24 protein-coding genes are annotated in these 22,065 nt (G+C 63.1%); 3 read left to right on the top strand and 21 right to left on the bottom strand.

The genetic code is table 11. The features are described 5' to 3' along the window. Positions 1-39: 39 nt before the first annotated feature. The 6 genes from RA25_RS08740 to hmgA all read right to left on the bottom strand — a co-directional run bounded on the left by RA25_RS08740 (position 40) and on the right by hmgA (position 6,229). Positions 40-582 carry a VOC family protein gene (locus RA25_RS08740; protein WP_019296672.1) on the bottom strand — a complete coding sequence of 181 codons (543 nt, stop codon included), beginning with the start codon at positions 580-582 and terminating at the stop codon, positions 40-42. After that, positions 579-794 (bottom strand): DUF2783 domain-containing protein, encoded by a 216-nt coding sequence (locus RA25_RS08735; RefSeq protein ID WP_036762139.1) that lies wholly within the window; start codon positions 792-794, stop codon positions 579-581. The genes RA25_RS08740 and RA25_RS08735 overlap by 4 nt, the downstream gene beginning before the upstream one ends. A gap of 5 nt (positions 795-799) precedes the next feature. After that, a complete protein-coding gene (locus RA25_RS08730) occupies positions 800-2,410 on the bottom strand; it encodes an FAD-dependent oxidoreductase (protein ID WP_039171580.1) in 1,611 nt (536 codons plus the stop codon). A gap of 139 nt (positions 2,411-2,549) precedes the next feature. After that, positions 2,550-3,500 (bottom strand): MBL fold metallo-hydrolase, encoded by a 951-nt coding sequence (locus RA25_RS08725; RefSeq protein ID WP_019296669.1) that lies wholly within the window; start codon positions 3,498-3,500, stop codon positions 2,550-2,552. A gap of 11 nt (positions 3,501-3,511) precedes the next feature. Continuing rightward, positions 3,512-4,768 (bottom strand): fumarylacetoacetase, encoded by a 1,257-nt coding sequence (gene fahA / locus RA25_RS08720; RefSeq protein WP_039171579.1) that lies wholly within the window; start codon positions 4,766-4,768, stop codon positions 3,512-3,514. 105 nt (positions 4,769-4,873) lie between these two features. Further along, the gene (gene hmgA / locus RA25_RS08715) at positions 4,874-6,229 is read right to left on the bottom strand and encodes a homogentisate 1,2-dioxygenase (protein ID WP_019296667.1); all 1,356 of its coding nucleotides are present in this window, start codon (positions 6,227-6,229) and stop codon (positions 4,874-4,876) included. Positions 6,230-6,300: 71 nt separating this feature from the next. Here hmgA and RA25_RS08710 point away from each other — a divergent pair, with 71 nt between their 5' ends. Both RA25_RS08710 and RA25_RS08705 read left to right on the top strand, forming a co-directional pair. Continuing rightward, on the top strand, positions 6,301-6,741 hold the full coding sequence (locus RA25_RS08710) for a MarR family winged helix-turn-helix transcriptional regulator (protein ID WP_019296666.1): 441 nt from the start codon (positions 6,301-6,303) through the stop codon (positions 6,739-6,741). A 51-nt stretch (positions 6,742-6,792) separates the two neighbouring features. Continuing rightward, on the top strand, positions 6,793-8,025 hold the full coding sequence (locus tag RA25_RS08705) for an adenylate/guanylate cyclase domain-containing protein (protein ID WP_019296665.1): 1,233 nt from the start codon (positions 6,793-6,795) through the stop codon (positions 8,023-8,025). An 18-nt stretch (positions 8,026-8,043) separates the two neighbouring features. Here the strand turns inward: RA25_RS08705 and RA25_RS08700 are convergent, their stop codons facing one another. From RA25_RS08700 to rplS, 4 genes are all read right to left on the bottom strand, one after another. Beyond that, entirely contained in the window at positions 8,044-8,853 is an 810-nt protein-coding gene (locus tag RA25_RS08700; RefSeq protein ID WP_019296664.1) for a division plane positioning ATPase MipZ, read from the bottom strand. 111 nt (positions 8,854-8,964) lie between these two features. Continuing rightward, the gene (locus RA25_RS08695; protein ID WP_039171577.1) at positions 8,965-11,055 is read right to left on the bottom strand and encodes a DEAD/DEAH box helicase; all 2,091 of its coding nucleotides are present in this window, start codon (positions 11,053-11,055) and stop codon (positions 8,965-8,967) included. Between the two features lie 114 nt (positions 11,056-11,169). Further along, a complete protein-coding gene (rpmE, locus tag RA25_RS08690; protein WP_039147194.1) occupies positions 11,170-11,391 on the bottom strand; it encodes a 50S ribosomal protein L31 in 222 nt (73 codons plus the stop codon). 11 nt (positions 11,392-11,402) lie between these two features. Continuing rightward, positions 11,403-11,777 carry a 50S ribosomal protein L19 gene (gene rplS, locus RA25_RS08685; RefSeq protein WP_019296661.1) on the bottom strand — a complete coding sequence of 125 codons (375 nt, stop codon included), beginning with the start codon at positions 11,775-11,777 and terminating at the stop codon, positions 11,403-11,405. Positions 11,778-12,171: 394 nt separating this feature from the next. On the opposite strand from rplS, the gene RA25_RS08680 reads away from it, so the two are divergent. Further along, a complete protein-coding gene (locus tag RA25_RS08680; protein WP_039171575.1) occupies positions 12,172-14,250 on the top strand; it encodes a hypothetical protein in 2,079 nt (692 codons plus the stop codon). 38 nt (positions 14,251-14,288) lie between these two features. On the opposite strand, the gene RA25_RS08675 is transcribed toward RA25_RS08680, so the two are convergent. The 11 genes from RA25_RS08675 to RA25_RS22650 all read right to left on the bottom strand — a co-directional run bounded on the left by RA25_RS08675 (position 14,289) and on the right by RA25_RS22650 (position 22,015). Further along, positions 14,289-14,624: a YegP family protein gene (locus RA25_RS08675; RefSeq protein WP_019296659.1), complete on the bottom strand. Its 336-nt coding sequence runs from the start codon at positions 14,622-14,624 to the stop codon at positions 14,289-14,291. Positions 14,625-14,730: 106 nt separating this feature from the next. Beyond that, positions 14,731-15,540, bottom strand: coding sequence for a tRNA (guanosine(37)-N1)-methyltransferase TrmD (gene trmD, locus RA25_RS08670; RefSeq protein WP_039171570.1), 810 nt, complete (start codon positions 15,538-15,540; stop codon positions 14,731-14,733). Positions 15,541-15,713: 173 nt separating this feature from the next. Further along, positions 15,714-16,217 carry a ribosome maturation factor RimM gene (gene rimM, locus RA25_RS08665; RefSeq protein WP_039147187.1) on the bottom strand — a complete coding sequence of 168 codons (504 nt, stop codon included), beginning with the start codon at positions 16,215-16,217 and terminating at the stop codon, positions 15,714-15,716. Positions 16,218-16,370: 153 nt separating this feature from the next. Continuing rightward, positions 16,371-17,009, bottom strand: a complete 639-nt coding sequence (bluB, locus tag RA25_RS08660) for a 5,6-dimethylbenzimidazole synthase (RefSeq protein ID WP_039171567.1) — start codon at positions 17,007-17,009, stop codon at positions 16,371-16,373. Positions 17,010-17,013: 4 nt separating this feature from the next. Continuing rightward, complete coding sequence (gene rpsP, locus RA25_RS08655; RefSeq protein WP_019296654.1) at positions 17,014-17,382, bottom strand: 30S ribosomal protein S16; 369 nt, start codon at positions 17,380-17,382, stop codon at positions 17,014-17,016. A gap of 60 nt (positions 17,383-17,442) precedes the next feature. After that, entirely contained in the window at positions 17,443-17,751 is a 309-nt protein-coding gene (locus tag RA25_RS08650) for a chorismate mutase (RefSeq protein WP_019296653.1), read from the bottom strand. 114 nt (positions 17,752-17,865) lie between these two features. Next, complete coding sequence (locus RA25_RS08645; protein ID WP_039147184.1) at positions 17,866-18,468, bottom strand: GNAT family N-acetyltransferase; 603 nt, start codon at positions 18,466-18,468, stop codon at positions 17,866-17,868. Between the two features lie 61 nt (positions 18,469-18,529). Next, on the bottom strand, positions 18,530-19,108 hold the full coding sequence (locus RA25_RS08640; RefSeq protein ID WP_241477384.1) for a GNAT family N-acetyltransferase: 579 nt from the start codon (positions 19,106-19,108) through the stop codon (positions 18,530-18,532). Between the two features lie 128 nt (positions 19,109-19,236). Next, positions 19,237-19,782 (bottom strand): GNAT family N-acetyltransferase, encoded by a 546-nt coding sequence (locus RA25_RS08635; RefSeq protein WP_039171564.1) that lies wholly within the window; start codon positions 19,780-19,782, stop codon positions 19,237-19,239. Position 19,783: 1 nt separating this feature from the next. Next, positions 19,784-21,304: a signal recognition particle protein gene (gene ffh, locus RA25_RS08630; RefSeq protein WP_019296649.1), complete on the bottom strand. Its 1,521-nt coding sequence runs from the start codon at positions 21,302-21,304 to the stop codon at positions 19,784-19,786. A gap of 219 nt (positions 21,305-21,523) precedes the next feature. Next, positions 21,524-22,015, bottom strand: coding sequence for a hypothetical protein (locus RA25_RS22650; protein WP_152610497.1), 492 nt, complete (start codon positions 22,013-22,015; stop codon positions 21,524-21,526). Between the last annotated feature and the right edge of the window lie 50 nt (positions 22,016-22,065).

Below are 22,065 nucleotides of genomic sequence, written 5' to 3'. Positions count from 1 at the left end.
GAAGGCAGCCCGCCGGGCTGCCTTGGCTGCTTGAGCCTATCAGGCCTTGTTCAATTCCTTGGCGTGCAGCCATTCGGCATGTTTGGGTGCCTTCTTGGTCTTGGACCATTCCTCCAGCATTTCCCATTTCACCGAGTCGAGCTTTTGCAGCAGCGCCTCTTCCTCCGGGTCGGGGCAGGCCAGCTCCACCCGGTGGCCGTTCGGATCGAAGAAGTAGATCGAGTGGAAGATCGAGTGGTCGGTAACACCCAGCACTTCGACGCCGTTGGCCTCCAGATGCTCCTTGAACTGGATCAGGGTTTCGCGGTCCTTCACCTTGAAGGCGATGTGCTGCACCCAGACCGGTGTGTTGCGGTCGCGGTCCATCTCCGGCTTGGTCGGCAGTTCGAAGAAGGCCAGGACGTTGCCGTTGCCTGCATCCATGAAGATATGCATGTAGGGATCGGGTTCGTGGGTGGAAGGAACATGGTCCTCGGCAATGGCCAGGACAAAGTCCATGTTCAGCATCTTGTTGTACCACTCCACCGTCTGCTTGGCGTCCTTGCAGCGGTAGGCGACGTGGTGGATCTGTTCGATTTTCAAGCGGAGTCCTCCCCGGTTTTCAGCGCGGCAGCGGCCAGCGCCTGTTTCAGGATCGCGCGTTTCCCGATGTGATTTGCCAGCACCAGCACCAAACGCGCGTTCAGCGCATCGCTCTCGTCTTTGCTTAGATCCTCATGCGCGGCCAGCAGGTCGGCATAGAAGTCGTCGGCGCGCTCGAGGTTGGCGGTCAGGATCAGTTGGTCTTCGGTCATCTTGATCACTCCTTGCCGATGGCCCGGCGGATCGCGTGCCGGAACTGGTTTTCGTCGAAGCCGGGGCGGCGGGCGGCCACATGCTGGTCCGGGCGGATCAGGTAGACGCCGCTTTCGGCGCTGCCGAGGTAACGGTCCTTCAGCGCCAGCGTCTTGTCATCCTTGATAGAAAGCGCCAGCCGGGTGACCTTGATGCCGGATTCCTCGATCTCATCGGGGGCGTCGGCGTCGATGGTCAGCAGGGTGAACCTGTCTCCCAGCTTGTCCAGCAGGAACCCGTCGGCCAGCGGCACGTCGGGGCAGGGGGAGCCGGGGCGGGTGCGCTCCGGCCCGTTCAGCGCATCGGCTGAGTTCAGCGGCGAGCCGTCATAGGTGCAGGGCACCGACAGGCGGCCGGAGTTCACCAAGGGACGCGCGAATTCATACTGTTCGGACAGATCCAGAACTGCGTCGCGCAGCACCCGGCTCATCTCCGACTTGGGGGTGATGAAATCGGTGGAGCGCGAGGAGTTCAGGATGTTCTCATCCGCGCCATGGATGCGTTCGATGTCATAGCTGTCCAGCAGGCTTTCCGGTGCGGTGCCGTCCATCACCAGCTGCAGCTTCCAGCACAGGTTGTCGGTGTCCTGCAGGCCGGAGTTGGCACCGCGGGCGCCGAACGGGGAGACCTGATGCGCGGCGTCGCCGGCAAACAGCACCCGGCCATGGCGGAACTGTTCCATCCGGCGGCACTGGAAGGTGTAGATCGAGACCCACTCCAGCTCGAATTTCACGTCTTCGCCCAGCATGGCTTGCAGACGCGGGATCACGTTTTCGGGGCGCTTCTCGCGCTCCTTGTCGATGTCCCAGCCCAGCTGCAGGTCGATGCGCCAGACGCCATCGGGCTGCTTGTGCAGCAGGGCCGACTGGCCCTTGTTGAAGGGCGGGTCGAACCAGAACCAGCGCTCGGTCGGGAAGTCCGCCTCCATGATCACATCGGCGATCAGGAAGTTGTCCTCAAACACCCGGCCGACAAAATCCAGTCCCAGCATCTGCCGGGTGGGGGAGCCGGCGCCGTCGCAGGCGATCAGCCAGTCGGCTTCCAGGTTGTAGGGGCCTTCGGGTGTGTCGACTTCCAGAGTCACATGGCTGGGATGGGTGCCGATGGCCGAGACCTTGTTGCGGCCGCGGATTTCAATCGGTGCGCCCTGCTCCTGCAGTTCGCGGACCCGGTTCACCAGGTATTCTTCGAAATAATACTGCTGCAGATTGATGAAGGCAGGGCGTTTGTGGCCTTCCTCCGGCAGCAGGTTGAAGTCATAGACCTGACGGTCGTCAAAGAACACCTTGCCGACGTTCCACTGCACGCCCTTGTCCACCATGGGCTGGCCGCAGCCGAGCCGGTCGAGGATTTCCAGGGGCCGTTTGGCAAAGCAGATGGCGCGGGAGCCGAAGCTCACCTTGTCGTTGTCATCCAGCACCACCACTTCGGTGCCGGCCTGCGCCAGGTCGATGGCGGCAGCCAGGCCGATGGGGCCTGCCCCGATCACCACTACCTTGCGGCGCACGGGCGCAGGAGCATCCTGATCCGCATGGCGCGCGTAGGGGTACAACGGGACTTCAAAGATCTTGTTCATCAGGTCTCCTCCCAATTTCCGGGTGCCGTCAGGCACAGCTTCACCGTTTCCCGGCATGGGCACGCCGGGAGGATGGTCTAGCGTCTCACAGGTTCTGCCGGGGCGATACGATCTGGATCAAACCGCCCCGGTTGCAAAATCAGCCCTGCAGGGCCTCCCACATCTCCAGATCGCGCTGGGCGGTCCAGATGCGGGGATGCGCAATGCCGCGCGCCTCGTCATAGGCGCGGGCGACGTTGAAGGGCAGGCAATGCTCGTAGATCGCGTAATCCGCGAACTTCGGGTCGCATTCCGCGCGCACCGCATCCCAGGCTTCTTTCAGTGAACCGCCGCGTGCAGCGATGCGCTGAACCGGGCGGTAGGTGCTTTCGACGAAGTCGCGGGTGTTCTCGATGGCGGCATTGACCATCTCTTTGCCAACCAGCGCATCGCCGCGGCCCGGCGCGATGGCGTCGACGTCATAGGCTTTGATGTTGTCGAGCGTCTGGCCCCAATCGGCGAAATGCCCGTCGCCGCAGTAGCAGGCCGAGTGGTATTCGACGATGTCGCCGGTGAACATCACGTTCTGGTCCGGCACATGAATGACAGCGTCGCCGGCAGTGTGGGCGCGGCCGATCTGTTTGATGTCGACCCGGCGGTTGCCGAGGAAGACAGTCATCTGATCGGTGAAGGTTGTGGTGGGGTAGGTCAGCCCCGGGATGCTTTCGTGGCCTTCAAACAGGCGCGGGAAACGCTGGAACTCGCTGTCCCAATCTTCCTGCCCGCGCTCCAGCACCATGTTGTATGCGGCATTTGACATGATCACTTGCTGTGCGCCGAATGCGGAGGCGCCCAGAACCCGCACCGCGTGATAGTGGGTCAGCACCACGTGGGTGATCGGCTTGTCGGTGACCGAACGCACGCATTCGATCACCTTGTTTGCCAGCCGCGGGGTGGCCTGCGCCTCGACGATCATGACGCTGTCATCGCCGATGATCACGCCGGAGTTCGGGTCGCCCTCGGCGGTGAAGGCATAGAGCCCCTCGCCGATCTCATCGAAGGTGATCTTCTTTTCGGTCAGGTCCCCTTGGGACGCAAAAGCTTTTGCCATGGTGGTCTTCCTTATCTTGCGTAGGGGTCTTCAAGCGCAGGCAGCACAGTGCCGGTGCAGTCGCCGAAGCCGATGGTGTAGCCATCGCCCTTGGCCGCGCCTTTCAGGGTCAGCGTGTCGCCATCAGCGATGAAGGAGCGCTCCTCGCCGGTGTCCAGCGTCAGCGGCTCCTTGCCGCCCCAGCTGAGTTCCAGCAGCGAGCCGCGGCTTTCCTTGGTGGGGCCAGAGATGGTGCCGGAGCCCAAGAGGTCGCCTGCGTTCATCGGGCAGCCCGCAGTGGTGTGATGCGCAAGCTGCTGCGCGGCGGAGTAGTACATCTCCTTGTAGTTGGTCCGCGCGATGGTGGTCGCCGCCTTGCCTTCCGGCGCCAGGGTCACTTCAAGGTCGATGTCATAGAGCATCGGGCCGCAGTCCTTCAGGTGGTCCAGCAGCTCCACTTCGCGTTCCGGCGTGTCGCAGCGGAACGGTTCCAGCGCCGGCTTGGTCACGATCCAGGGAGAGATCGTGTTGGCCGTGGCCTTGGCCTGGAACGGTCCCAGCGGCTGGTATTCCCAGGCCTGGATGTCACGCGCCGACCAGTCGTTCAGCAGCACATAGCCAAAGATATTGTCATCCGCTTCCTGCACGGTGATCGGTCCGTCGGAGGGCGTGCCGACAATGGCGCCCATCTCCAGCTCGATATCGAAACGCGCGCAGGGTGCCCACCGCGGCGTGTCGTCGTTCGGGCCTTTCAGCTGGCCCCAGGGGCGGCGCACATCGGTGCCGGAAATCACGACAGACGACGCGCGGCCGTTATAGCCGATCGGGATATGCAGCCAGTTCGGCGGCAGCGCGTTTTCCGGACCGCGGAACATGGTGCCGACATTGAAGGCGTGGTTTTTGCCCGCGTAGAAGTCGGTGTATTCGCTGACCGCAAAGGGCATGTGCAGCTCGGCATCGGCGGCGGCAACCAGCAGGGGCTCCACTTTGTCCTGCTCGGCAGCACCTTCGGACAGCAGCGCGGTCAAACGGTTGCGCAGCGCGGCCCAGACGGCGGGGCCTTCCTCCATCAGGTCGTTCCAGTAGGGAACGTCGAACAGCGGCGCATCGGCCAGCCGGACCAGACCGGCCTCCTCGGCGGCCTGCATGTCCAGGATCATGTCGCCGATCGCAACACCGCAGCGCGGGTCATCGCCCTCAACGGAAAATACACCATAAGGCAGGTTGTTCAGCGGGAACGGGTGGTTCGCATCATTGGCCGAGGCCACCCAGGATTTCAGCAGAGGCATAGTGTCTCCAGTTTCCGGATCCGAAGATCCTTTTCATCTTTCCGGAAGTACTCCGGGGGTGAATGGGCCGGACCGGCCCAGAGGGGGCAGCGCCCCCTCACCGTTTCATTTCAGGCCGGGCGTGCCGTCGAACTTCTTCTCGATGTCGCTCCAGCAGTCGATATAGTCATCCTGCAGCGGCGCGTCCTTGGCTGCAAAGGCGGTCAGATGCTGCGGGAAGCGGGTCTCGAACATGAAGGACATGGTGTTGTCCAGCTTTTCCGGGCCGAGGTTGGAGTTCGAGGCGCCCTCAAAGGCGTTCTTGTCCGGCCCGTGCGGCAGCATCATGTTGTGCAAGGACATCCCGCCCGGCACAAAGCCCTGCGGCTTGGCGTCATACTGGCCGTAGATATTGCCCATCAGCTCCGACATGATGTTCTTGTGGTACCACGGCGGGCGGAAGGTGTTTTCGGCCACCATCCAGCGTTCGCGGAACAGCACAAAGTCGATGTTGGCAGTGCCCGGCACGCCGGACGGTGCAGTCAGCACGGTAAAGATCGACGGGTCCGGGTGATCGAACAGGATCGCCCCGACCGGGCAATAGGTGGTCAGGTCGTACTTATAAGGCGCATAGTTGCCGTGCCAGGCGACAACATCCAGCGGCGAGTGGCCGATCTTGGTCTCATGGAACTGGCCGCACCACTTGATGGTCACGGTGGAGGGCGCCTCGCGGTCCTCGAACGCCGCCACCGGCGCCTTGAAGTCGCGCGGGTTGGCCATGCAGTTGGCGCCGATCGGGCCGCGGCCCGGCAGCTCGAATTTCTGGCCGTAGTTCTCGCAGACAAAGCCGCGGCAGGGGCCTTCCAAAACCTCGACCCGGTAGACCAGCCCGCGCGGGATGATGGCGATTTCCTGCGGTGCCAGGTCGATGATGCCCAGCTCTGTTGCAAAGCGCAGCCGGCCTTCCTGCGGCACTACCAGCAGCTCGGAATCAGCGGAGAAGAAGTAGCTGTCCACCATCGACTCGGTGACCAGATAGATATGGCTCGCCATGCCGACCTGGGTGTTCACATCGCCCGCGGTGGTCATGGTGCGCATGCCGGTGAGCCAGGTGAGGCCTTCATCCGAATGCGGCACCGGGTCCCAGCGGTACTGGCCCAGCGAGATCACGTCCGGATCAACGCAAGGTGCAGACTTCCAATGCGGCAGGTCGGTTTTCTCATAGCGGTGCGAATGCTTGACCGACGGGCGGATGCGGTAGCACCAGGTCCGCTCCGGCACATCGGCGGTAAAGGCGGTGCCGCTCAGCTGTTCGCCGTAAAGGCCATAGTTGCACTTTTGCGGGCTGTTCATGCCCTGCGGCAGCGCACCGGGCAGCGCCTCGGTTTCAAAGTCGTTTGCAAAGCCGGGCATATAGCCCTCGTGCGGCCCCTGAAGAGAGGGGGCCTGGATCATTTCATGGGGATCGGCTGGCCGATTCATCGCGCGTTTCTCCTCTTGCTGCTTGCGGGATATTAGTTGTTTTTGTAACTAACAAGGGAGAGGGGACGAAAATGAACGAAAAAGATGATTTCGCTTTGCAGGATTTCCTGCCCTACCTGCTGAACCGCGCTGCCGAGGAAAGCTCGCTGGGGTTCCAGAAGCACTACAAGAACCGCTACGGAATGCTGCGCACCGAGTGGCGGGTGCTGTTTCATCTGGGCAACTACGGCCAGATGACCGCCAAGGAGATCGGCAGCCGCGCCAAGATCCACAAGACCAAGATCAGCCGCGCGGTGGCCAAGCTGTCGGAGAAGCGGTTCGTGACCCGGACCCGCGATGAAAACGACCGGCGGGCCGAACATCTGGCGCTGACCCCGGCCGGTGAGGCGGCGTATAAGGATCTGCGCGAGCACGCGCTGGAGTTCGACACACGGATCTGCGCCCGCTTCACAACCGGCGAGGTTGCAATTTTGCGGTATATGCTGCGCAATTTAGCAGGGATTGAACCATAGACATTGCAAGGCCCAGCCCCCAGATAAAGCAGCGGGATTGAAGGTGAAGCGATGATACAGATTGATGTCAATTCAGGGCCACTGATTGCCTGGCTGATGGAGCAGGGCCTGCATGGGGCGCCGCAGCAGGATCTTTTGCAGGGGTATTGCCAGCGTCTGGTTGATGCAGGGGTGCCCTTGTGGCGGTTCCATCTGGCGCAGCGGGCTTTTCACCCAAAGTTCGGCGGCATCGGCTTCAACTGGACCCGCGCTGACGGCATTAGCCACGAACACTACGAATACCGCGAATCCCCGCGCGAGGAATGGCTGCGCAGTCCATTCTTCCACATCCTGGAGCACAATCTGGAAGAGTTTCGCGAGCGGCTGGAAGATAATGCGCCGGAACAGTTCCCCCTGCTGCCCGAACTGCGGGAGCGCGGCGCAACGGATTACTTTGCCAAGGGCGTTCGCTTCTCGCCGCCCGATGACGAACCCAATGACCCGCGCCATCCGCGCGAGGGGATGCTGGTCTCCTGGGCCTCTGACCGCCCCGGCGGCTTTTCCGGCCGCGAGCTGGACCTGATCCGCACCACCCTGCCGCATCTGGGGCTGGCACTGAAGTCCTCCTCCAACCGGCAGATGGCCAGCGACTTGCTGCAGGTCTATCTGGGCCGCGATGCCGGGCGCCGGGTGCTGTCCGGGGAGATCCAGCGCGGCTCCTCGCAGCAGATCGACGCTGTGATTTGCCTGTTCGACCTCAAAGGGTTCACCCAGCTGGCCGAACGGCTGCCGGGGACTGAGCTGATCGAGATGCTGAACGGGTACTTCGGCCTGGCGGTCGAAACCATCCAGGCGCATGGCGGCAATATCCTCAAATTCATGGGCGACGGCATGCTGACGATGTTCAATCTTGGCAGCATCGAAGAAGACGCCCACGCAGCGCTGGCCGCGGCCAATGAGCTGTGCGGCAAGGTGCGCGCCTATAACACTGAGCGTGAGGAGCTGGAATTGCCGACTGCCGGCTTCACCCTGGCGCTGCACGCCGGCGATATTCTCTATGGCAATATCGGGGCGGAGAACCGGCTGGATTTCACCGTGATCGGCCAGGCGGTGAACCAGACCGCCAGGATTGCCGGCATGCACCGCTCTGTAGGCCAGAACATCATCATGTCCGAGGATGTGAAAACCGCGGCCCGGGGCACCAATCATGACCTGGTGTCCCTGGGCCGCTACATGCTGCGCGGCGTGGCAGAGCCGATGGAGCTCTACACGATCTACCGCGGCAACTGCGGCTGCGACAGCTAAGCGGCTGCGCAGCCGGGGTCAGATGCTGATCTCGACCCCGGGCAGGTTCACCTCTTTCATCATGTCGCGCAGTTCCTGCCGGGCGGCGATGTTGGAGATGTTCAGCTGCTTGACGCCGATGTCCTTGAGGTCCAGCAGCGTCAGACCGCGCGGGAACAGCTCGCGGAAAATCACCCGCTCTGAAAAACCCGGCGCGATGCGGAAGCCGATCCGTTTGGACAGCATCTTGATGGCGCGTTCCATCTTTTCCTTGTTGACCATGCGCTGGGTGCCGACGCGGTTGCGGATCACGATCCAGTCGATCGGCTTCAGCCCGGCCTGCGCGCGCAGCTGGCGGGCGTTCCAGACCATTTCGGAATAAACGGACGGCCCGGTGATGGTCTCGCCCTTCTGGTCCACATGCGCCAGCAGGTCGAAGTCGACAAAGCTGTCATTCAGCGGCGTGATCAGCGTGTCGGCCAGTGAATGCGCCACCTGGCTGAGGCGGGTGTGCGAGCCGGGGCAGTCAATCAGGATGAAGTCATGGCCCGGCTCCAGCGCCGAGACTGCCGCTGACAGCCGGTGGTCATAGATGTTTTCGCCCGGCTGCAGGCTGGCCGGGTCGATCTCCGGCAGCTCGTGGATTTCCACCATCGGCAGGTCCAGGCCGGATTTGACGCAGAAATCCTTGCGGTTCTCCAGGTAGCGCCCCATCGAGCGCTGCCGCAGATCCAGATCCAGCGCCGCGACCTTGTGGCCCAGACGGGCCAGGGTGGTTGCGACATGCATGGAAACGGTCGATTTGCCCGCGCCGCCCTTCTCGTTGCCGACGACAATGATATGCGCCATGTACAGGTCCCTTCGCTCGTGCTTTTGTGCACGTCTTTCGCTTTGGGCCCCTGTATAGGCTCTGGATTCCGCCAAGAAAAGCGGTGCGGGCAGTCTGGTAAACTTAGTGTATCACCTGTGTTTTGCAGGACCCGCAGGCTTGCGCTTGGGGCGGGCGTCGCCGCCCTTGCCGCCCTTTGCGGACACGGCTGCAGCGGCGCGCGCCTTGTTCTTCTTGCTGTTGGGCTTGCCGACCGGCGGCTTGGGGCCTTTGGCCTTGAACGGCTTGGCCGCGGGCGCGCCGGGCCGGGTCATCCGCTTGGAGGGATCCGATGCGCCTTTGGGCTTGGCGGTCACAGCCGGCTTGGGCTTGCTGGGGCGGTCCTCCTTGCGGGCCGGTTTGCTGTCCCAGTCTTTGCGCGCGGGCTTGCCGCCCCAGTCCTTGCCTGCAGTCTTGTCGCTCCGTTCCTTGCGCTCCGGCTTGTCGGTCCATTCCTTGCGGGGCGGGCGGCTGTCTTCGCGGTGATCGGATTTGGCACGGTAGGGCTTGGCGCCATCGTCCTTGCCGCGATGCGGTTTTCGGTCGCCTTTGAAGCCGCCCTTCGGCCCGCCGGGGCCGCGGCGCGGGGCAGGGGCCAGTTCCGGTGCTTCAGCCAGCTGCGTCAGCACAGCGCCCGGCTCCAGCTCTGTCTTGCCGTCCAGCGCCTTGAGGAAGCCCTCAACCGCGTCTTTGCTGATTTCGGCAAAGGTCTCGTTATCCTGCACCCGGATTGCGCCGATGGCGTCGCGGTCGATATTACCGGCCTTGCACAGCATCGGCAGCACCTTGCGCGGGTCGGCGCCGGCCTCGCGGCCGCCCGACAGGGAGAACCAGACAGAGGGGCCGAAGGCTTTGCGTTCCTTACGCTCCTTGCGCGGCTCCGGCGTGTCTGCCGGGCGCAGGTCCTCAGGCGCCGAGTGGCGGCTGCGGAACAGGCGCAGATAGGTTGCGGCAATCTGTTCGGGCGTAAACGCGTCCAGCAGGGTCTGCACGCCTGCCTGTTCGTTTTCGGCTACCGGCTCCTGCCAGACCGGATCGGCCAGCATCCGCTCTTCGTCGCGGGCCAGCACGTCGTCGGCAGAGGGCGCTTCGCAATGCTCAGCGGTCAGCTTGGCCCATTTCAGCAGGCGCAGGGCCTTGGACCGCGCTTTGGGCGGAGCGATCAGCGCGCTGACGCCCTTGCGGCCCGCGCGGCCGGTGCGGCCGGAGCGGTGCAGCAGGGTTTCGTGGTTCGAGGGCAGCTCCGCATGGACCACCAGTTCCAGCCCCGGCAGGTCAATGCCGCGGGCCGCCACATCGGTGGCCACGCAAACCCGGGCACGCCCGTCGCGCATTGCCTGCAGCGCATGGCTGCGTTCGGTCTGGGACAGCTCGCCCGACAAGGTCACCACCGGCAGGCCGCGGTTGGTCAGGCGCGCGGCCAGACGGTTCACCGCTGCGCGGGTGTTGGCAAAGACGATGGAGCTGGGCGCCTCATAGTAGCGCAGCACGTTGATGATGGCGTTTTCCGCGTCCGCTTGCGCGACGCTCATCAGACGGTATTCGATATCCGCGTGCTGCTTGGTTTCGCCCGCGGTCTTGATCCGCATCGCGTCGCGCTGGAAGGTCTCGGCCAGGCTGGCAATTGCCGGCGGAACGGTGGCGGAGAACAGAAGGGTGCGGCGGTCTTCGGGCGCTTCGCCCAGGATGAACTCCAGATCCTCGCGGAAGCCGAGGTCCAGCATCTCGTCGGCCTCGTCCAGCACCACGCCGCGTACCTGGCTGAGGTCGATGGAGCCGCGCGCGATATGGTCGCGCAGACGGCCCGGAGTGGCCGCCACGATATGGGCGCCGCGTTCCAGCGCCCGGCGCTCATCGCGCATGTCCATGCCGCCGACGCAGGACGCAATCCGTGCGCCTGCCTCGCGGTAGAGCCAGCCAAGTTCGTGTTTCACCTGCAGCGCCAGTTCGCGGGTCGGGGCGATCACCAGCGCCAGCGGTGCCGCGGCCTCGCCGAACGCGTCCTCTTCGCCCAGCAGATCCTGGGCCAGCGCCAGGCCGAAGCCGACAGTTTTGCCCGATCCGGTCTGTGCAGACACCAGCAGGTCGCGCCCTTCCACGTCAGGCTGGGTCACAGCCTCCTGCACTTGGGTCAGGGTTTCATATCCGCGCTCTTGCAGTGCGTTGGCCAGGGCTTGTTTCACGAGGGGGCTGTCTTTCCCGCGGGGCGCACATCCGGCCCCAGCGTCAGGAGAAAAAGAAAGAAGGCTGCCCGTCCGGGGCAGCCTTCGGGAGTTCTGCAAAATACGGCAGGCGGCTTAGAAGCCCAGGCCTTCGTATTTCTTCTTGAACTTGGACACGCGGCCGCCGGCGTCCAGCAGGCGCGAGGTGCCGCCGGTCCAGGCCGGGTGCACGGTCGGGTCGATGTCCAGGGCCAGCTGATCACCCTCAGCACCCCAGGTGGAGCGCATCTTGAGGACGGTGCCGTCGGTCATTTTGACGTCGATGAAGTGGTAATCGGGATGGGTGTCTTTTTTCATGATACCGCTCCTCAGGCTTTCTTGGGCTTGTAGTTCGCATCTTCTGCGATACGGGCCGACTTACCGCGGCGGGCGCGCAGGTAGTACAGCTTGGCGCGGCGGACGCGGCCGCGGCGCACCACTTCGATCGAGTCGATGTTGGTCGAGAACAGCGGGAACACACGCTCCACGCCTTCGCCGAACGAAATCTTGCGGACGGTGAACGAACCGGCAATGCCCGAGCCGTTTTTGCGGCTGATGCAAACGCCTTCGTACATCTGCACGCGCGAACGCGAGCCTTCGGTCACCTTATAGCCGACACGGATGGTGTCACCGGCTTTGAAGTCGGGGATCTCTTTCCCCAGGGCGGCGATCTGTTCCGCCTCCAGCTGTGCGATCAGGTCCATCGCAACTCTCCTAAATTGCCTGCGGTTCATTCCGCAGAGGTTTGTGCCGTCATGAGAGCTCCTGGTCTTCACCGGGTCCCGCCAAAGGCAGCCCGCCAGAGATCACGCCGTCTGTTCCTTGCTGCTGGCGGGTTGGATCCTGAAGGAAACCGAAGAAGATTTCCGGGGCTGATCCAACAGCCAACGGCCCGGGGCCGATTCCCGGCACCAGACGAGCGGCTTTTAGGCCTGCTGCGCCAATGTTTCAAGGGAATTCTGCGGCGGCGCCCGGATCGCAGGCATTGATTTCCTTTTGATCGGCTGCGGATCTGCGGTTACCGTTCAAATACATTTATTTACGCAGCGTCAGCATATGCAGCCGGCCGGGCGCGCCTCACCAGGGAGGGGAGACAGCATGCCATTCAAAAAGATGGATATTTTCAACAGCGAACAATCCTACAAGGCGGAATTGAAGAAAGAGCTCAAGAAGCTGGATGCCACACCGGGCGATTTCTACTTCTATGATGAGGTCACGCTGAACGGTGCAGCCCAGTCCATCCTGATTGTCGGCGAGGCGGCGCCGCCTTTGCTGAAGGAGCTGAAGTCCAAAGCCAAACAGCGGGCGGTGGGGCAGTGTTCTGTCAAGGACGGCACGCTGCGGCTCAGCCTGGTGAAGGGCAGGATGCCTGAAAAGAAGCTGAAGCCGCTGATGAAGGGCACCCAGTTCGGCTATGAGCTTGTGGCCGTGGACCTGGATGCGGGCGGCGAGGCTGATCCGGACAAGCGCTTCCTGAAACGGCTGCAGGCGGTGGAAAGCCGCTTCGACAAGATCAAGGGCAGGATCACGGATGACGAGCGCAAGGAGCTGCGCATCCTGTTCGGGCAGATCGAGGAGCAGAAGGACACGGACCAGGCACAAGCGGCCAAGACCCTGATCGCCCTCAACACCCGGATGGAGGAGCTGATCAAGCTGATCGGCGGCGGCAAGGAGGCCTCCAAGGAAGAAACCAACGCCAAGACCCGGCTCAAGGCCACAACCGCCCGGTTCGACAAGGTCAAGGGCAAGATCATGGATGATGAGCGCAAGGCACTGCGCCAGCATTTCGGGGCTGTGGCCGAACATTTCGAGAAGGGCGAATGGAAGCAGGCCTATGCCCGGCTGGAGGTGCTCGACAAGGAAATGGTCGGATATGTGAAGGCGGCGCTGGCATCGGATGAGCAAGACGCGGAAAAGCGCAGCGAGGAGTTCGCGCAGTCGGATAGCGGCAAAGCAGCCAAGATGCTGGCCAGCCGGATCAAGGAGGAAATCGCGAAGCTGGGCAAGCTGGAAACGGCCGTGACCCGCGAAGCCGGGGTGCTGAAGGACTTGCAGGAGACCTTGTCAGGGCTGACCAAGGCCAAGGATATCAGCAAGAAGCAACAGCAGGTCGACGCCAGCGCCGAGCGGCTGGAGAAGGCCAAACAGGTGCTGGAGCAGTCCCGCGGCCAGCTGCTGAAAAATGTCGAGGAGATGAAGGCCGAGAAGCTGGAGAAGGAAAAAGCCTTTGTCACAGCCTTGGGCAATATCAAGTCCCGCATCACGGCATTGGATGAAATGCTGGACAGCGTGCCGGTGGATCAGGCCCGCAGCCAGATCGAGGCGCTGATCAAGAAGCAGGCCGAGGCACAGCAATGGCAGGAAGAGCGCATCAAGGCGGAGGACGGCGGCGAAGGCCACGGCACCGGCCGCCACGGTGCGCAGACCGGCATGGAACGGCAGGCGATGCGGGCCTCTTCGCAGGACGGGGTGACCCCGGATCAGAGCGGCAATTCCTCCGGCACCGCGCAGGTGACCGAGAAGTGGAACAAGGTGAAAATCACCTATACCGAGGAGGACGGGAAACGGGTGATTGCCAACCGTTCGGAAGTCGAAAAGCAGATCGCAGCCAGCTTTGACCGCAAGCAGTACAGCGGCGGCAATGCCTCAATGTGGGCAACCCCGGTTCTTGAAAAGGAAGCCTTCGACCGGGCAACGACGATCGCGGCAAAGTTCAAGGGGTTCACGCATTATGCCACCGGCAAAAAGACCCAGGCCAATCAGGTGACGGACGAACTGACCTCGCTGACCTTGAAGATGGGGCCGCCGGCCTCGGCGCCGGGCTGGGGCTATGCGCTCAAGCGTGACGGGGCTGCCGTTTCGCTCAACGATATCAAATCCGCGGTTTCCGACTTTGAACAGGGCAAATCCAGCCTGGATGAGATGTTCAAGGCGTTGAACGTGAAACTGGTTGAAAAATCCGGTGGCGGCGGTGTGAAGATGGTGCCCCACTGCCTGGTTGTGCTGACCCGCTCGTCCACGGCTGGCGACTGGAAGTTCAAGACCCACTTCCCGGATGACCGGCTGGGCAGCAGTGATATTGGCTGGGAAACGGAGCGGAACCAGTCCAAGGGCGATGTCACCTTCAAGCAGGGAACAACGCTGACGGTCTGGAAAAACAACAAGATGCCGAACTAGCCGGCTGCGGCCGGGCCCGGACAGGGCCCGGTGCTGTTTCAGGCGGTCTGGTCGTCCAGCGCCGCGTCTGGCGCGTTCTTCTTGACCGACTCGATGCCGTTATCGCGGCCAGAGGCACTGGCGTAGCTTTGCGAGGTGCCGATCACCTGGCCGTTGGTGGCCTTGAGGTTGAACATGTGTTTGCCCGCGGCAGTTTCCTTGCGCTCATAGCGCGCGTCGTCGCCGGCATTCTTGCGGACCGATTCAATACCGTTCTCGGCGCTGGCCTTCTGCTTGTAGCCTTCGCTGGCCAGAATGTTTTCGCCATTGCCTGCCTTCAGGCGGAAGCGGAATTCGCCTGCGTTGTCGGTGTAGAGTTCAAATTTCCCAGCCACCCTGCTGTCTCCTGTCATTTAACTTATGCAGGAGGAGTAAAACACGGGTTCGCCAATGCGGCAACGGCTTGCATTGGGGAAAAGCCAGGCTGGTGCGTCACTTGCGCTATGGCTTGCCGCTGTCCTTGGAGCGGATGTAGGCCTCCCACAGGTCCGGGCGGCGGGCCTTGGTGATCTCTTCGCTCATCCCGTGGCGCCAGTCTGCGATCTTGCCGTGATGGCCGGACATCAGCACATCGGGGATTTCCCGGCCCTTCCATTCGGCAGGGCGGGTGTATTGCGGGTGTTCCAAAAGGCCCGAGGAAAAGCTCTCCTCCTCGGTCGAGGCGTGGTTGCCCAGAACCCCCGGAATCAGCCGGACGGTGGCGTCAATGAGCGCCTGTGCCGCCAGTTCGCCGCCAGTCATCACGAAGTCCCCCAAAGAGACCTCCTGAATGCCGTAATGCTCCAGCACCCGTTCATCGACACCTTCGAACCGCCCGCAAAGCAGGGTGATGCCGTCGCATTGGGCAAAATTGTGCATCATCTGCTGGTTCATCGGCCGCCCGCGCGGGGTCAGGTAGACCAGGGGCCAGTTGCCGCGGGTATCCGCCATCGCGTGTTCGATCGCTTCGCCCAGCACATCGGCGCGCAGCACCATGCCGGCGCCGCCGCCTGCGGGCGTGTCATCGACATTGCGGTGCTTGCCAACGCCGAATTCGCGCAGATCGGTGGTCTCCAGCTGCCAAAGGCCCTCCTGCAGCGCCTTGCCGGTCAGGCTTTCGCCCAGCACACCGGGAAAGGCCGCGGGAAACAGGGTGATGATCTTGGCCTTCCACACGCCTGCCAGGTCCGGCGTCGGCGTCATCAGCTCGCGCGGTTTCAGCGTGGGGCGGATGGCCTTGCGGCCATGGGAGCGGGAGGGCGTGTCTGTCATGGCGTCCTCATAGGCGATGGCGCGCTGCGAAGAAAGCGGAGTTATGCGAGGCTCTGCCTCGCGCTCCGGGATATTTTCGGCCAGATGAACAAGAGATCCAGTCTTCTTCTGGCAGGAAGTATCCTGGGGCTGAGCGCCAATGGCGCGAGGGGGCAAAGCCCCTAATGCACCTTTCAGAACAGCCCTTCGGGCGGGTCGGCGACAATACGGCGCTGGGTCAGATCCACGGTTGGCACCGCTTCCAGGGTGAAGGGCAGCAGCACGGTTGCCTTGAGGCCGGGGCCGTGGATCTCCAGCAGGTCGGAGGCGCCGTGGTTCTGCACCGATTTCACCGTGCCCAGCAGCGTGCCGCCGGTGTCATAGACTTCCAGCCCGATCAGGTCGGTGTGGTAGAACTCGTCATCCGGCAGCTGCGGCAGCTGATCGCGGCGGGCAAACAGCCGCAATCCCTTGATGGCGTCGGCCTCTTCCTTGGTTTCAACACCTTCCAGCAACGCGGCAAAGCCGTTCTTGATCGGGCGGGTGATGGTCAGGGAGTAGGTCTTGCTCCCGTCCTCATTGCTGAGCGGCGAGTAGTCCTCGATCTCTTCCGGGATGGCACAGAAGCTCTTGAGCCGCACCTCGCCGCGCACCCCGAAGGACCCGGAAATGGCGCCTACGCAGATCAGATCGCTCATGCTGTCAGTCCTTTGCACAGAACCCCGCGCGCAGCCATTGGCCGCCGGATTGTTCGCAGAGTTCGCTTTGATGGTTGCGTTCAAAGAAGATGCCCGCGGTAAAGGCCACTGCAACAAAAAACACAAGCCTTATCAACCGTCCCATGACGGGCCTCAGCGGGTTTCAAGCGGCAGGTCCGCCATCCGGCTTTCCCAGCCGGTTTCTTCCAGTTCCGGCGTGTCCGACAGCCGCTCCGGGTAGCCGATGCAGAAATAACCGATCAGCTGCCAGCCCTTGGGCGCGTTCAGGTCGCGGTTCAGCTGCTGGGGGTCCAGCACCGAAACCCAGCCCAGCCCCAGCCCTTCGGCGCGCAGCGCCAGCCAGAACAGGGTGATGGCGGTGACCACCGAATAGCGGCGCATCTCCGGCATGGTGGCGGCGCCCAGGCCGTGGCCCTGGGTGGTCTCATCGTCGCAGTAGACGGCCAACTGCACCGGAGCATCGCGCATGCCGGACAGTTTCAGTTCCGCATAACGCTCAGCCTTTTCGCCGGAATACCCGGTCAGCGCCTGGGCATTGGCGGCTTCGAAATTCTTCAGCGCAGAGGCGCGGGCGGTTTCGCTTTCCACCCGCAGGATGCGCCAGGGTTCGCTCAAGCCCACGGACGGGGCGAGCTGAATGGCAGAGAGGCAGCGCATCAGCACTGCCTCCTCCACCGGATCGCTGCGGAACCGGCGCACGTCGCGCCGGAGCCGCATCAGCAGATCAAGCTGGCTGCGGAACTCTTCGGGAAAAGCGCCCCGCAGCTCCACGGAATTATTCCGCGTCTGCAGCTGCTTCGGCGGCTTCAGCAGCCTTTGCAGCTTTCTCTTCTGCGCGCTCCTGGGCTTTCTTGCCCGGGGTGCCTTTTTTCGGGTTGCTGCGCTCGGCCTTGGCGCGGACGCCTGCGGCTTCCAGCATGCGGGCGATACGGTCGGTCGGCTGCGCGCCCTGGTCCAGCCAGTGCTGCACGCGCTCCAGGTCCATTTTCACGCGGTCTTCCGAATCTTTCGGCAGCAGCGGGTTGTAGGTGCCCAGCTTCTCGATGAAGCGGCCGTCGCGCGGCATGCGGCTGTCAGCAGCCACGATGCGGTAGAAGGGGCGTTTTTTGGAGCCGCCGCGGGCCAAACGGATTTTCATTGCCATGGGTACATCTCCTTTGATGGCGTTGTCCGGGGTATGCCCCGGTTGTCCTGTTGTTGGTTGTTATTCTTGGTGTTTCTTATGGTGGCGGATGACTTCATCAATGATGAAGTTCAGGAATGCCTTGGCGAATTCAGGGTCCAGATCGGCCTGATCCGCCAGGTCTTCGAGCCGTGCGATCTGCGCCGCTTCGCGGGTGGGATCGGACGGGGGAAGGTCGTGTTCGGCCTTGAGCCGGCCCACCGCCTGGGTGTGCTTGAACCGCTCGCCCAGAGTATAGACGAGGATTGCATCCAGACGGTCGATGCTTTCGCGGTGGCCCTTCAGCAGCGCGGCTGCGCGGGCAACGGGATCTTGGATATCTGTTGTCATCGGGGTCTCCGCAATACAGCAGGGCGGGGTGCCGTCGAGGGGGTGCCAGGCGTGCACCGGCTGTGCACCACCTGTGCACCGCCGCAGCGCAGCATCCGGGAAATCGCGCGCACATTAGTCAATGGCCCAGCCCTCCGGTTTGAAGAGCGGGTCGGCGTAATGGCTGATTTCCATGTCGATCCCATGCGCAATCTGGCTGTCCTTCAGGGCGTCCGGCGCGGGGTGGCGGTAGACGGCGTCGTTGCCGTCGATGGTGGCGGCGCCGTGGTCCTTGGCAGCGCCGAGCCGTTCCGCGAGCCGGATCGAGTCGAGATTCTTGGGGTCGATATAGCTGACCGCAGTCTCCCAGCCCAGATTTGAATAGAAATGCTGGCGGGCGGCATGGGCTGCCTCCAGCGCATAGCCCTTGCCAGCGGCACCGGGCCAGATGATCCAGGCGATCTCGCGCTCCGGCCAGCCTGCGGGCTGCCAGCCGCCGGCCATGCCGTAAGTCTCGCCGCTGGCCTTGTCGTGGATCATCCACATGCCGAAGCCGCGCACCTGCCAGTGGCCGATCTCGGCGGCATAGAGCATCCAGGCCTCGTAAGTGTTCAGCGGTCCGCCCATGAAGCGCGAGCGGTAGGAGCTGAAGGTGGCCTTGAAGTCAGGGTAATCCTGCGCTTCGGGGCCGCGCAGCACCAGGCGGCGGGTTTCGATCACCGGGATGTCAAACGGCATCAGCGCGCTCCTTCCAGCGGAAGGGCGCGTCGGCGCCAGGATATGATCCCGCGCAGGCGCATCAGTGCAAAAGCCCCCGGGCGGCTTCAGGGCCGGAGCGGCGGGCGGCGGGCGAGTGGCGCCAGCAGCGCAGGCCGGGGGCCGGCTGCAGCGGGAAGGAGACCAGCCGTTCCGGCTGGGCGCCGGCGCGGCGGGCCAGGGCGATTGAGGCGGTGTTTTCTTCCGGCACGTAGGAAACGATGGTGTCCCAGCCGGCCGCGTTGAACAGCCAGTCCAGCACGCATTGCACGGCTTCGCTGGCATACCCTTTGCCCTCGCCGGTCTCCATCAGGTGCCAGGACAGTTCCGGTTCTGGCCAGCCCTTGGGGAACCAGGGGCCGACCAGGCCCACGGTGTCGCCGGTGCTGCGCTCCACCACGGCAAACAGGCCGTAGCCGTGCAGGTGCCAATGGCCGATGATGGTGGCGATCGACCACCACAGAGAATCGGCGTCATCCGCGACATTGATGAACCGCGGCGCGTCCGGCGCCAGGAAGGCAGCCTGGGCGTCAAAATCCGGATCCGCCGGAGAAATCAGCATCAGCCGCTTGGAAACCAGCCGTGGATACCGCCGTTGCGCGTCTTTCATATCGTACCCCATTGCCCGGGCGGCAGGCCGCCCGGCGTCTTTTTCACCCATCCGGTGAAGGAGTATCGATGAGACTGCGTAATTTTCCGTTAAACGGTTGCGGGCCGCGCCGGGCTGCGCAGTGCGGGACAGATGGGAGGTCATGCGTAGGCCTCCATCCCGCCGTCGCAATCCGGCGCAAAATGGCGGTAAACGATGGTATCTTCCGAGGTCTCACCCAGCGGCAGCGGCGCGGCAAGGTCAGGTTTGCCGCCGAGCCTTTCGGCGACAGAGACCGACCTGCTGTTGCCGGGTGTGATATAGCTGACGAGGCTGCTGGCGCCCATTTCGGACCAGGCCCACAAAAGGGCGGCAGCGGCGGCTTCGGTGATGTAGCCATTGCCTTCGAACCCGCTGCACAGGGTCCAGCCGATCTCCGCCTCGGGGTAGTGGGCCGGTTTATTGATACCGACCTGGCCGACCAGTGCGCCGTCGTCAGCGCGCTCGATGGCCCAGCTGCCATGTCCCAGCAGGGACCAGCTGCCCACTTCAGCGGCAACAGTTTGCCAGCTGTCTTTCAGTGAAAACGGTCCGCCCATATAGCGCGCGCGGTCACTGCCCAGCACATCGTGAAGCGGCGCAAAGTCCGACATCACGTGGTGGCGCAGCGTCAGGCGCGCAGTGGATATGGTGGGCGCAGTGGTCAACTTACTTCTTCTTGCCAAATCCGCTGAGGCCCGCGGGCAGGCCCATGCCGCCGCCGAGACCGGGGAGGCCGCCGGGCAGGCCGCCTTTGCCGCCCATTGCCTTAGCTGCGGCTTCCAGTGCCTTGGGGTCCATCTGGCTGGGGTCCATGCCGCCCATATCCGGCATGCCGCCTTTGCCGAACATGCCCTTCATGGCCTGTTTCAGCATCTTGCCTTTGCCCATCTTGCCCATCTTCTTCATCACATCGGCCATCTGCCGGTGCATCTTCAGAAGCTTGTTGAGGTCGGAGACCTCCATGCCGGAACCGGCCGCGATGCGTTTCTTGCGGGAGGCCTGCAGCAGGGCGGGGTTGGCGCGTTCCTTCTTGGTCATCGACTGGATCATGGCGATCTGGCGCTTGAGCACCTTGTCGTCCATGCCGGCGTCCTGCACCTGCTTAGCCATTTTGCCCATGCCGGGCATCATTTGCATCATGCCCTCCATGCCGCCCATCTGGAGCATCTGTTCAAGCTGCATCTTCAGGTCGTTCATGTTGAACTGACCCTTCATCATGCGCTTCATCATCTTCTCGGCCTGTTCGGCCTCGATGGTTTCCTGGGCCTTTTCGACCAGCGCCACGATGTCGCCCATGCCCAGGATGCGGCCGGCGATCCGGTCCGCCTCGAAAGTCTCCAGCGCGTCCATCTTCTCGCCCAGGCCGACAAAGCGGATCGGTTTGCCGGTGACAGCGCGCATCGACAGCGCCGCACCGCCGCGGCCGTCGCCGTCCATCCGGGTGAGGACCACGCCGGAGATGCCGATCTTGGCGTCGAATTCCTCGGCCACCTCAACGGCGACCTGGCCGGTCAGGCCGTCGACCACCAGCAGGGTCTCGCGCGGGGAGACCACGTTACGGACGTCTTCGACCTCCTGCATCAGGGTCTCGTCGATGTGCAGGCGGCCGGCGGTATCGAGCATGTAGACGTCATAGCCGCCCAGGGTCGCCTGCTGCTTGGCGCGTTTGGCGATGTCGACGGGTTTCTGGCCCGGCACGATGGGCAGGGTGTCGACGCCGATCTGGGTGCCGAGGACGGCCAGCTGGTCCATCGCCGCCGGGCGGTAGACGTCGAGCGAGGCCATCAGGACCTTCTTGCCCTCTTTCTCCTTCAGCCGCTTGGCGAGCTTACCGGTGGTGGTGGTCTTACCGGAGCCCTGCAGGCCGACCATCAGAACGGGGGCGGGCGGGTTGTCGACCTTGAGCTTGCCGGGGTCTTCGTCGCCGCGCAGCACGTCGACCAGCGCGTCGTGGACGATCTTCACGACCTGCTGGCCCGGGGTCACCGATTTGGTGACCGCCTGGCCGGTGGCCTGTTCCTGAACCTTTTTGACGAAATCGCGGGCAACCGGCAGCGAGACGTCGGCCTCCAGCAGGGCGACGCGGACCTCGCGCAGGGCGGATTTGACGTCTTCCTCGTTCAGGGCGCCCTGTTTGGTCAGCCGGTCAAAGACGCCGGAAAGGCGTTCGGATAGATTTTCAAACATGCCTGCGGCCTCCTAATGCCGGTTTCAACGTGTGGCGCCCCCGTATGTAGGGGACAAGCGAACCATGCGCAAATGCCCGCCGGTCCTGGTGTCAGTCGTGGGGGCAAACCAAACGAGTTTGCCCCCACGGGCGTAACACGCTGGTGGGGGGCGATCCCTGGCACGGGCAGGGACCGGAAGACTCAGATCTCCCGGATGTTTGGGCAGGCGATACGCGGATTAGGGGCCGGAGTCAACCTTTGCGGCTTCCAGCCAGTCGTTGACGCGGTTTGCTGTTTCAATATGTGCAGAGGAAGTGCCAGGGCGCGAGATCAGCGGGCGGAAGAAGTAGCCTTCATCCGATTTGATCAGCAGTGAGGGCTGGTATTCCGGCTTGCCCGTTTCTGATGCCGCAATGTCGAGCGTGTAGGTTTCTACCGCAGCTAGTGGGACCTTCAGTTCATCGAATTGGAGGGCTGTCTTTCTGCGATGGGTCATTTGATCACTTTGCCGGTCGAAAATCAGTTGGCTTCGATCCAGGCTCAATGCGGCCAGTCCGAGCAAAACAACTGCTATAGCTGCCAGAACCGCAGCAATTGAGATGTCTCCGTGCCAAGTCCACCTAAGAGAATAAAAGGCCGGGACCAGTGCGATGATGCTCAGCGCAACCGGCGCCAGCCAGTCTTGATACTCTAATATCAATTGATCCGGCGTTTCACGGGTGATCTGCATCTGTAGTTATGCCTTGCTTGGCAGAGGGGAAATGGCTCAGGAGAATTCTG

It is taken from the genome of Leisingera sp. ANG-S5 (genome assembly GCF_000813925.1).
Classification (GTDB): domain Bacteria; phylum Pseudomonadota; class Alphaproteobacteria; order Rhodobacterales; family Rhodobacteraceae; genus Leisingera.
Note: the sequence above shows the minus strand (reverse complement) of the source record. Positions and strands in the feature narration are given on the sequence as shown.

Bases quoted from the DNA above. Each gene is read 5' to 3' on its own strand.
- RA25_RS08730 (WP_039171580.1), bottom strand. From the start codon at position 2,410: ATGAACAAGATCTTTGAAGTCCCGTTGTACCCCTACGCGCGCCATGCG.
- RA25_RS22650 (WP_152610497.1), bottom strand. From the start codon at position 22,015: ATGCAGATCACCCGTGAAACGCCGGATCAATTGATATTAGAGTATCAA.
- rplS (WP_019296661.1), bottom strand. From the start codon at position 11,777: ATGGACCTGATCGCACAGCTGGAGGCGGAACAGATCGCCGCCCTGGGG.
- RA25_RS08645 (WP_039147184.1), bottom strand. From the start codon at position 18,468: ATGCCGTTTGACATCCCGGTGATCGAAACCCGCCGCCTGGTGCTGCGC.
- RA25_RS08705 (WP_019296665.1), top strand. From the start codon at position 6,793: ATGATACAGATTGATGTCAATTCAGGGCCACTGATTGCCTGGCTGATG.
- RA25_RS08640 (WP_241477384.1), bottom strand. From the start codon at position 19,108: ATGGGGTACGATATGAAAGACGCGCAACGGCGGTATCCACGGCTGGTT.
- rpsP (WP_019296654.1), bottom strand. From the start codon at position 17,382: ATGGCAATGAAAATCCGTTTGGCCCGCGGCGGCTCCAAAAAACGCCCC.
- RA25_RS08700 (WP_019296664.1), bottom strand. From the start codon at position 8,853: ATGGCGCATATCATTGTCGTCGGCAACGAGAAGGGCGGCGCGGGCAAA.
- trmD (WP_039171570.1), bottom strand. From the start codon at position 15,540: ATGACAGACACGCCCTCCCGCTCCCATGGCCGCAAGGCCATCCGCCCC.
- RA25_RS08735 (WP_036762139.1), bottom strand. From the start codon at position 794: ATGACCGAAGACCAACTGATCCTGACCGCCAACCTCGAGCGCGCCGAC.
- rimM (WP_039147187.1), bottom strand. From the start codon at position 16,217: ATGAGCGATCTGATCTGCGTAGGCGCCATTTCCGGGTCCTTCGGGGTG.
- rpmE (WP_039147194.1), bottom strand. From the start codon at position 11,391: ATGAAAAAAGACACCCATCCCGATTACCACTTCATCGACGTCAAAATG.
- RA25_RS08680 (WP_039171575.1), top strand. From the start codon at position 12,172: ATGCCATTCAAAAAGATGGATATTTTCAACAGCGAACAATCCTACAAG.
- ffh (WP_019296649.1), bottom strand. From the start codon at position 21,304: ATGTTTGAAAATCTATCCGAACGCCTTTCCGGCGTCTTTGACCGGCTG.
- RA25_RS08710 (WP_019296666.1), top strand. From the start codon at position 6,301: ATGAACGAAAAAGATGATTTCGCTTTGCAGGATTTCCTGCCCTACCTG.
- RA25_RS08725 (WP_019296669.1), bottom strand. From the start codon at position 3,500: ATGGCAAAAGCTTTTGCGTCCCAAGGGGACCTGACCGAAAAGAAGATC.
- hmgA (WP_019296667.1), bottom strand. From the start codon at position 6,229: ATGAATCGGCCAGCCGATCCCCATGAAATGATCCAGGCCCCCTCTCTT.
- RA25_RS08650 (WP_019296653.1), bottom strand. From the start codon at position 17,751: ATGACAACAGATATCCAAGATCCCGTTGCCCGCGCAGCCGCGCTGCTG.
- fahA (WP_039171579.1), bottom strand. From the start codon at position 4,768: ATGCCTCTGCTGAAATCCTGGGTGGCCTCGGCCAATGATGCGAACCAC.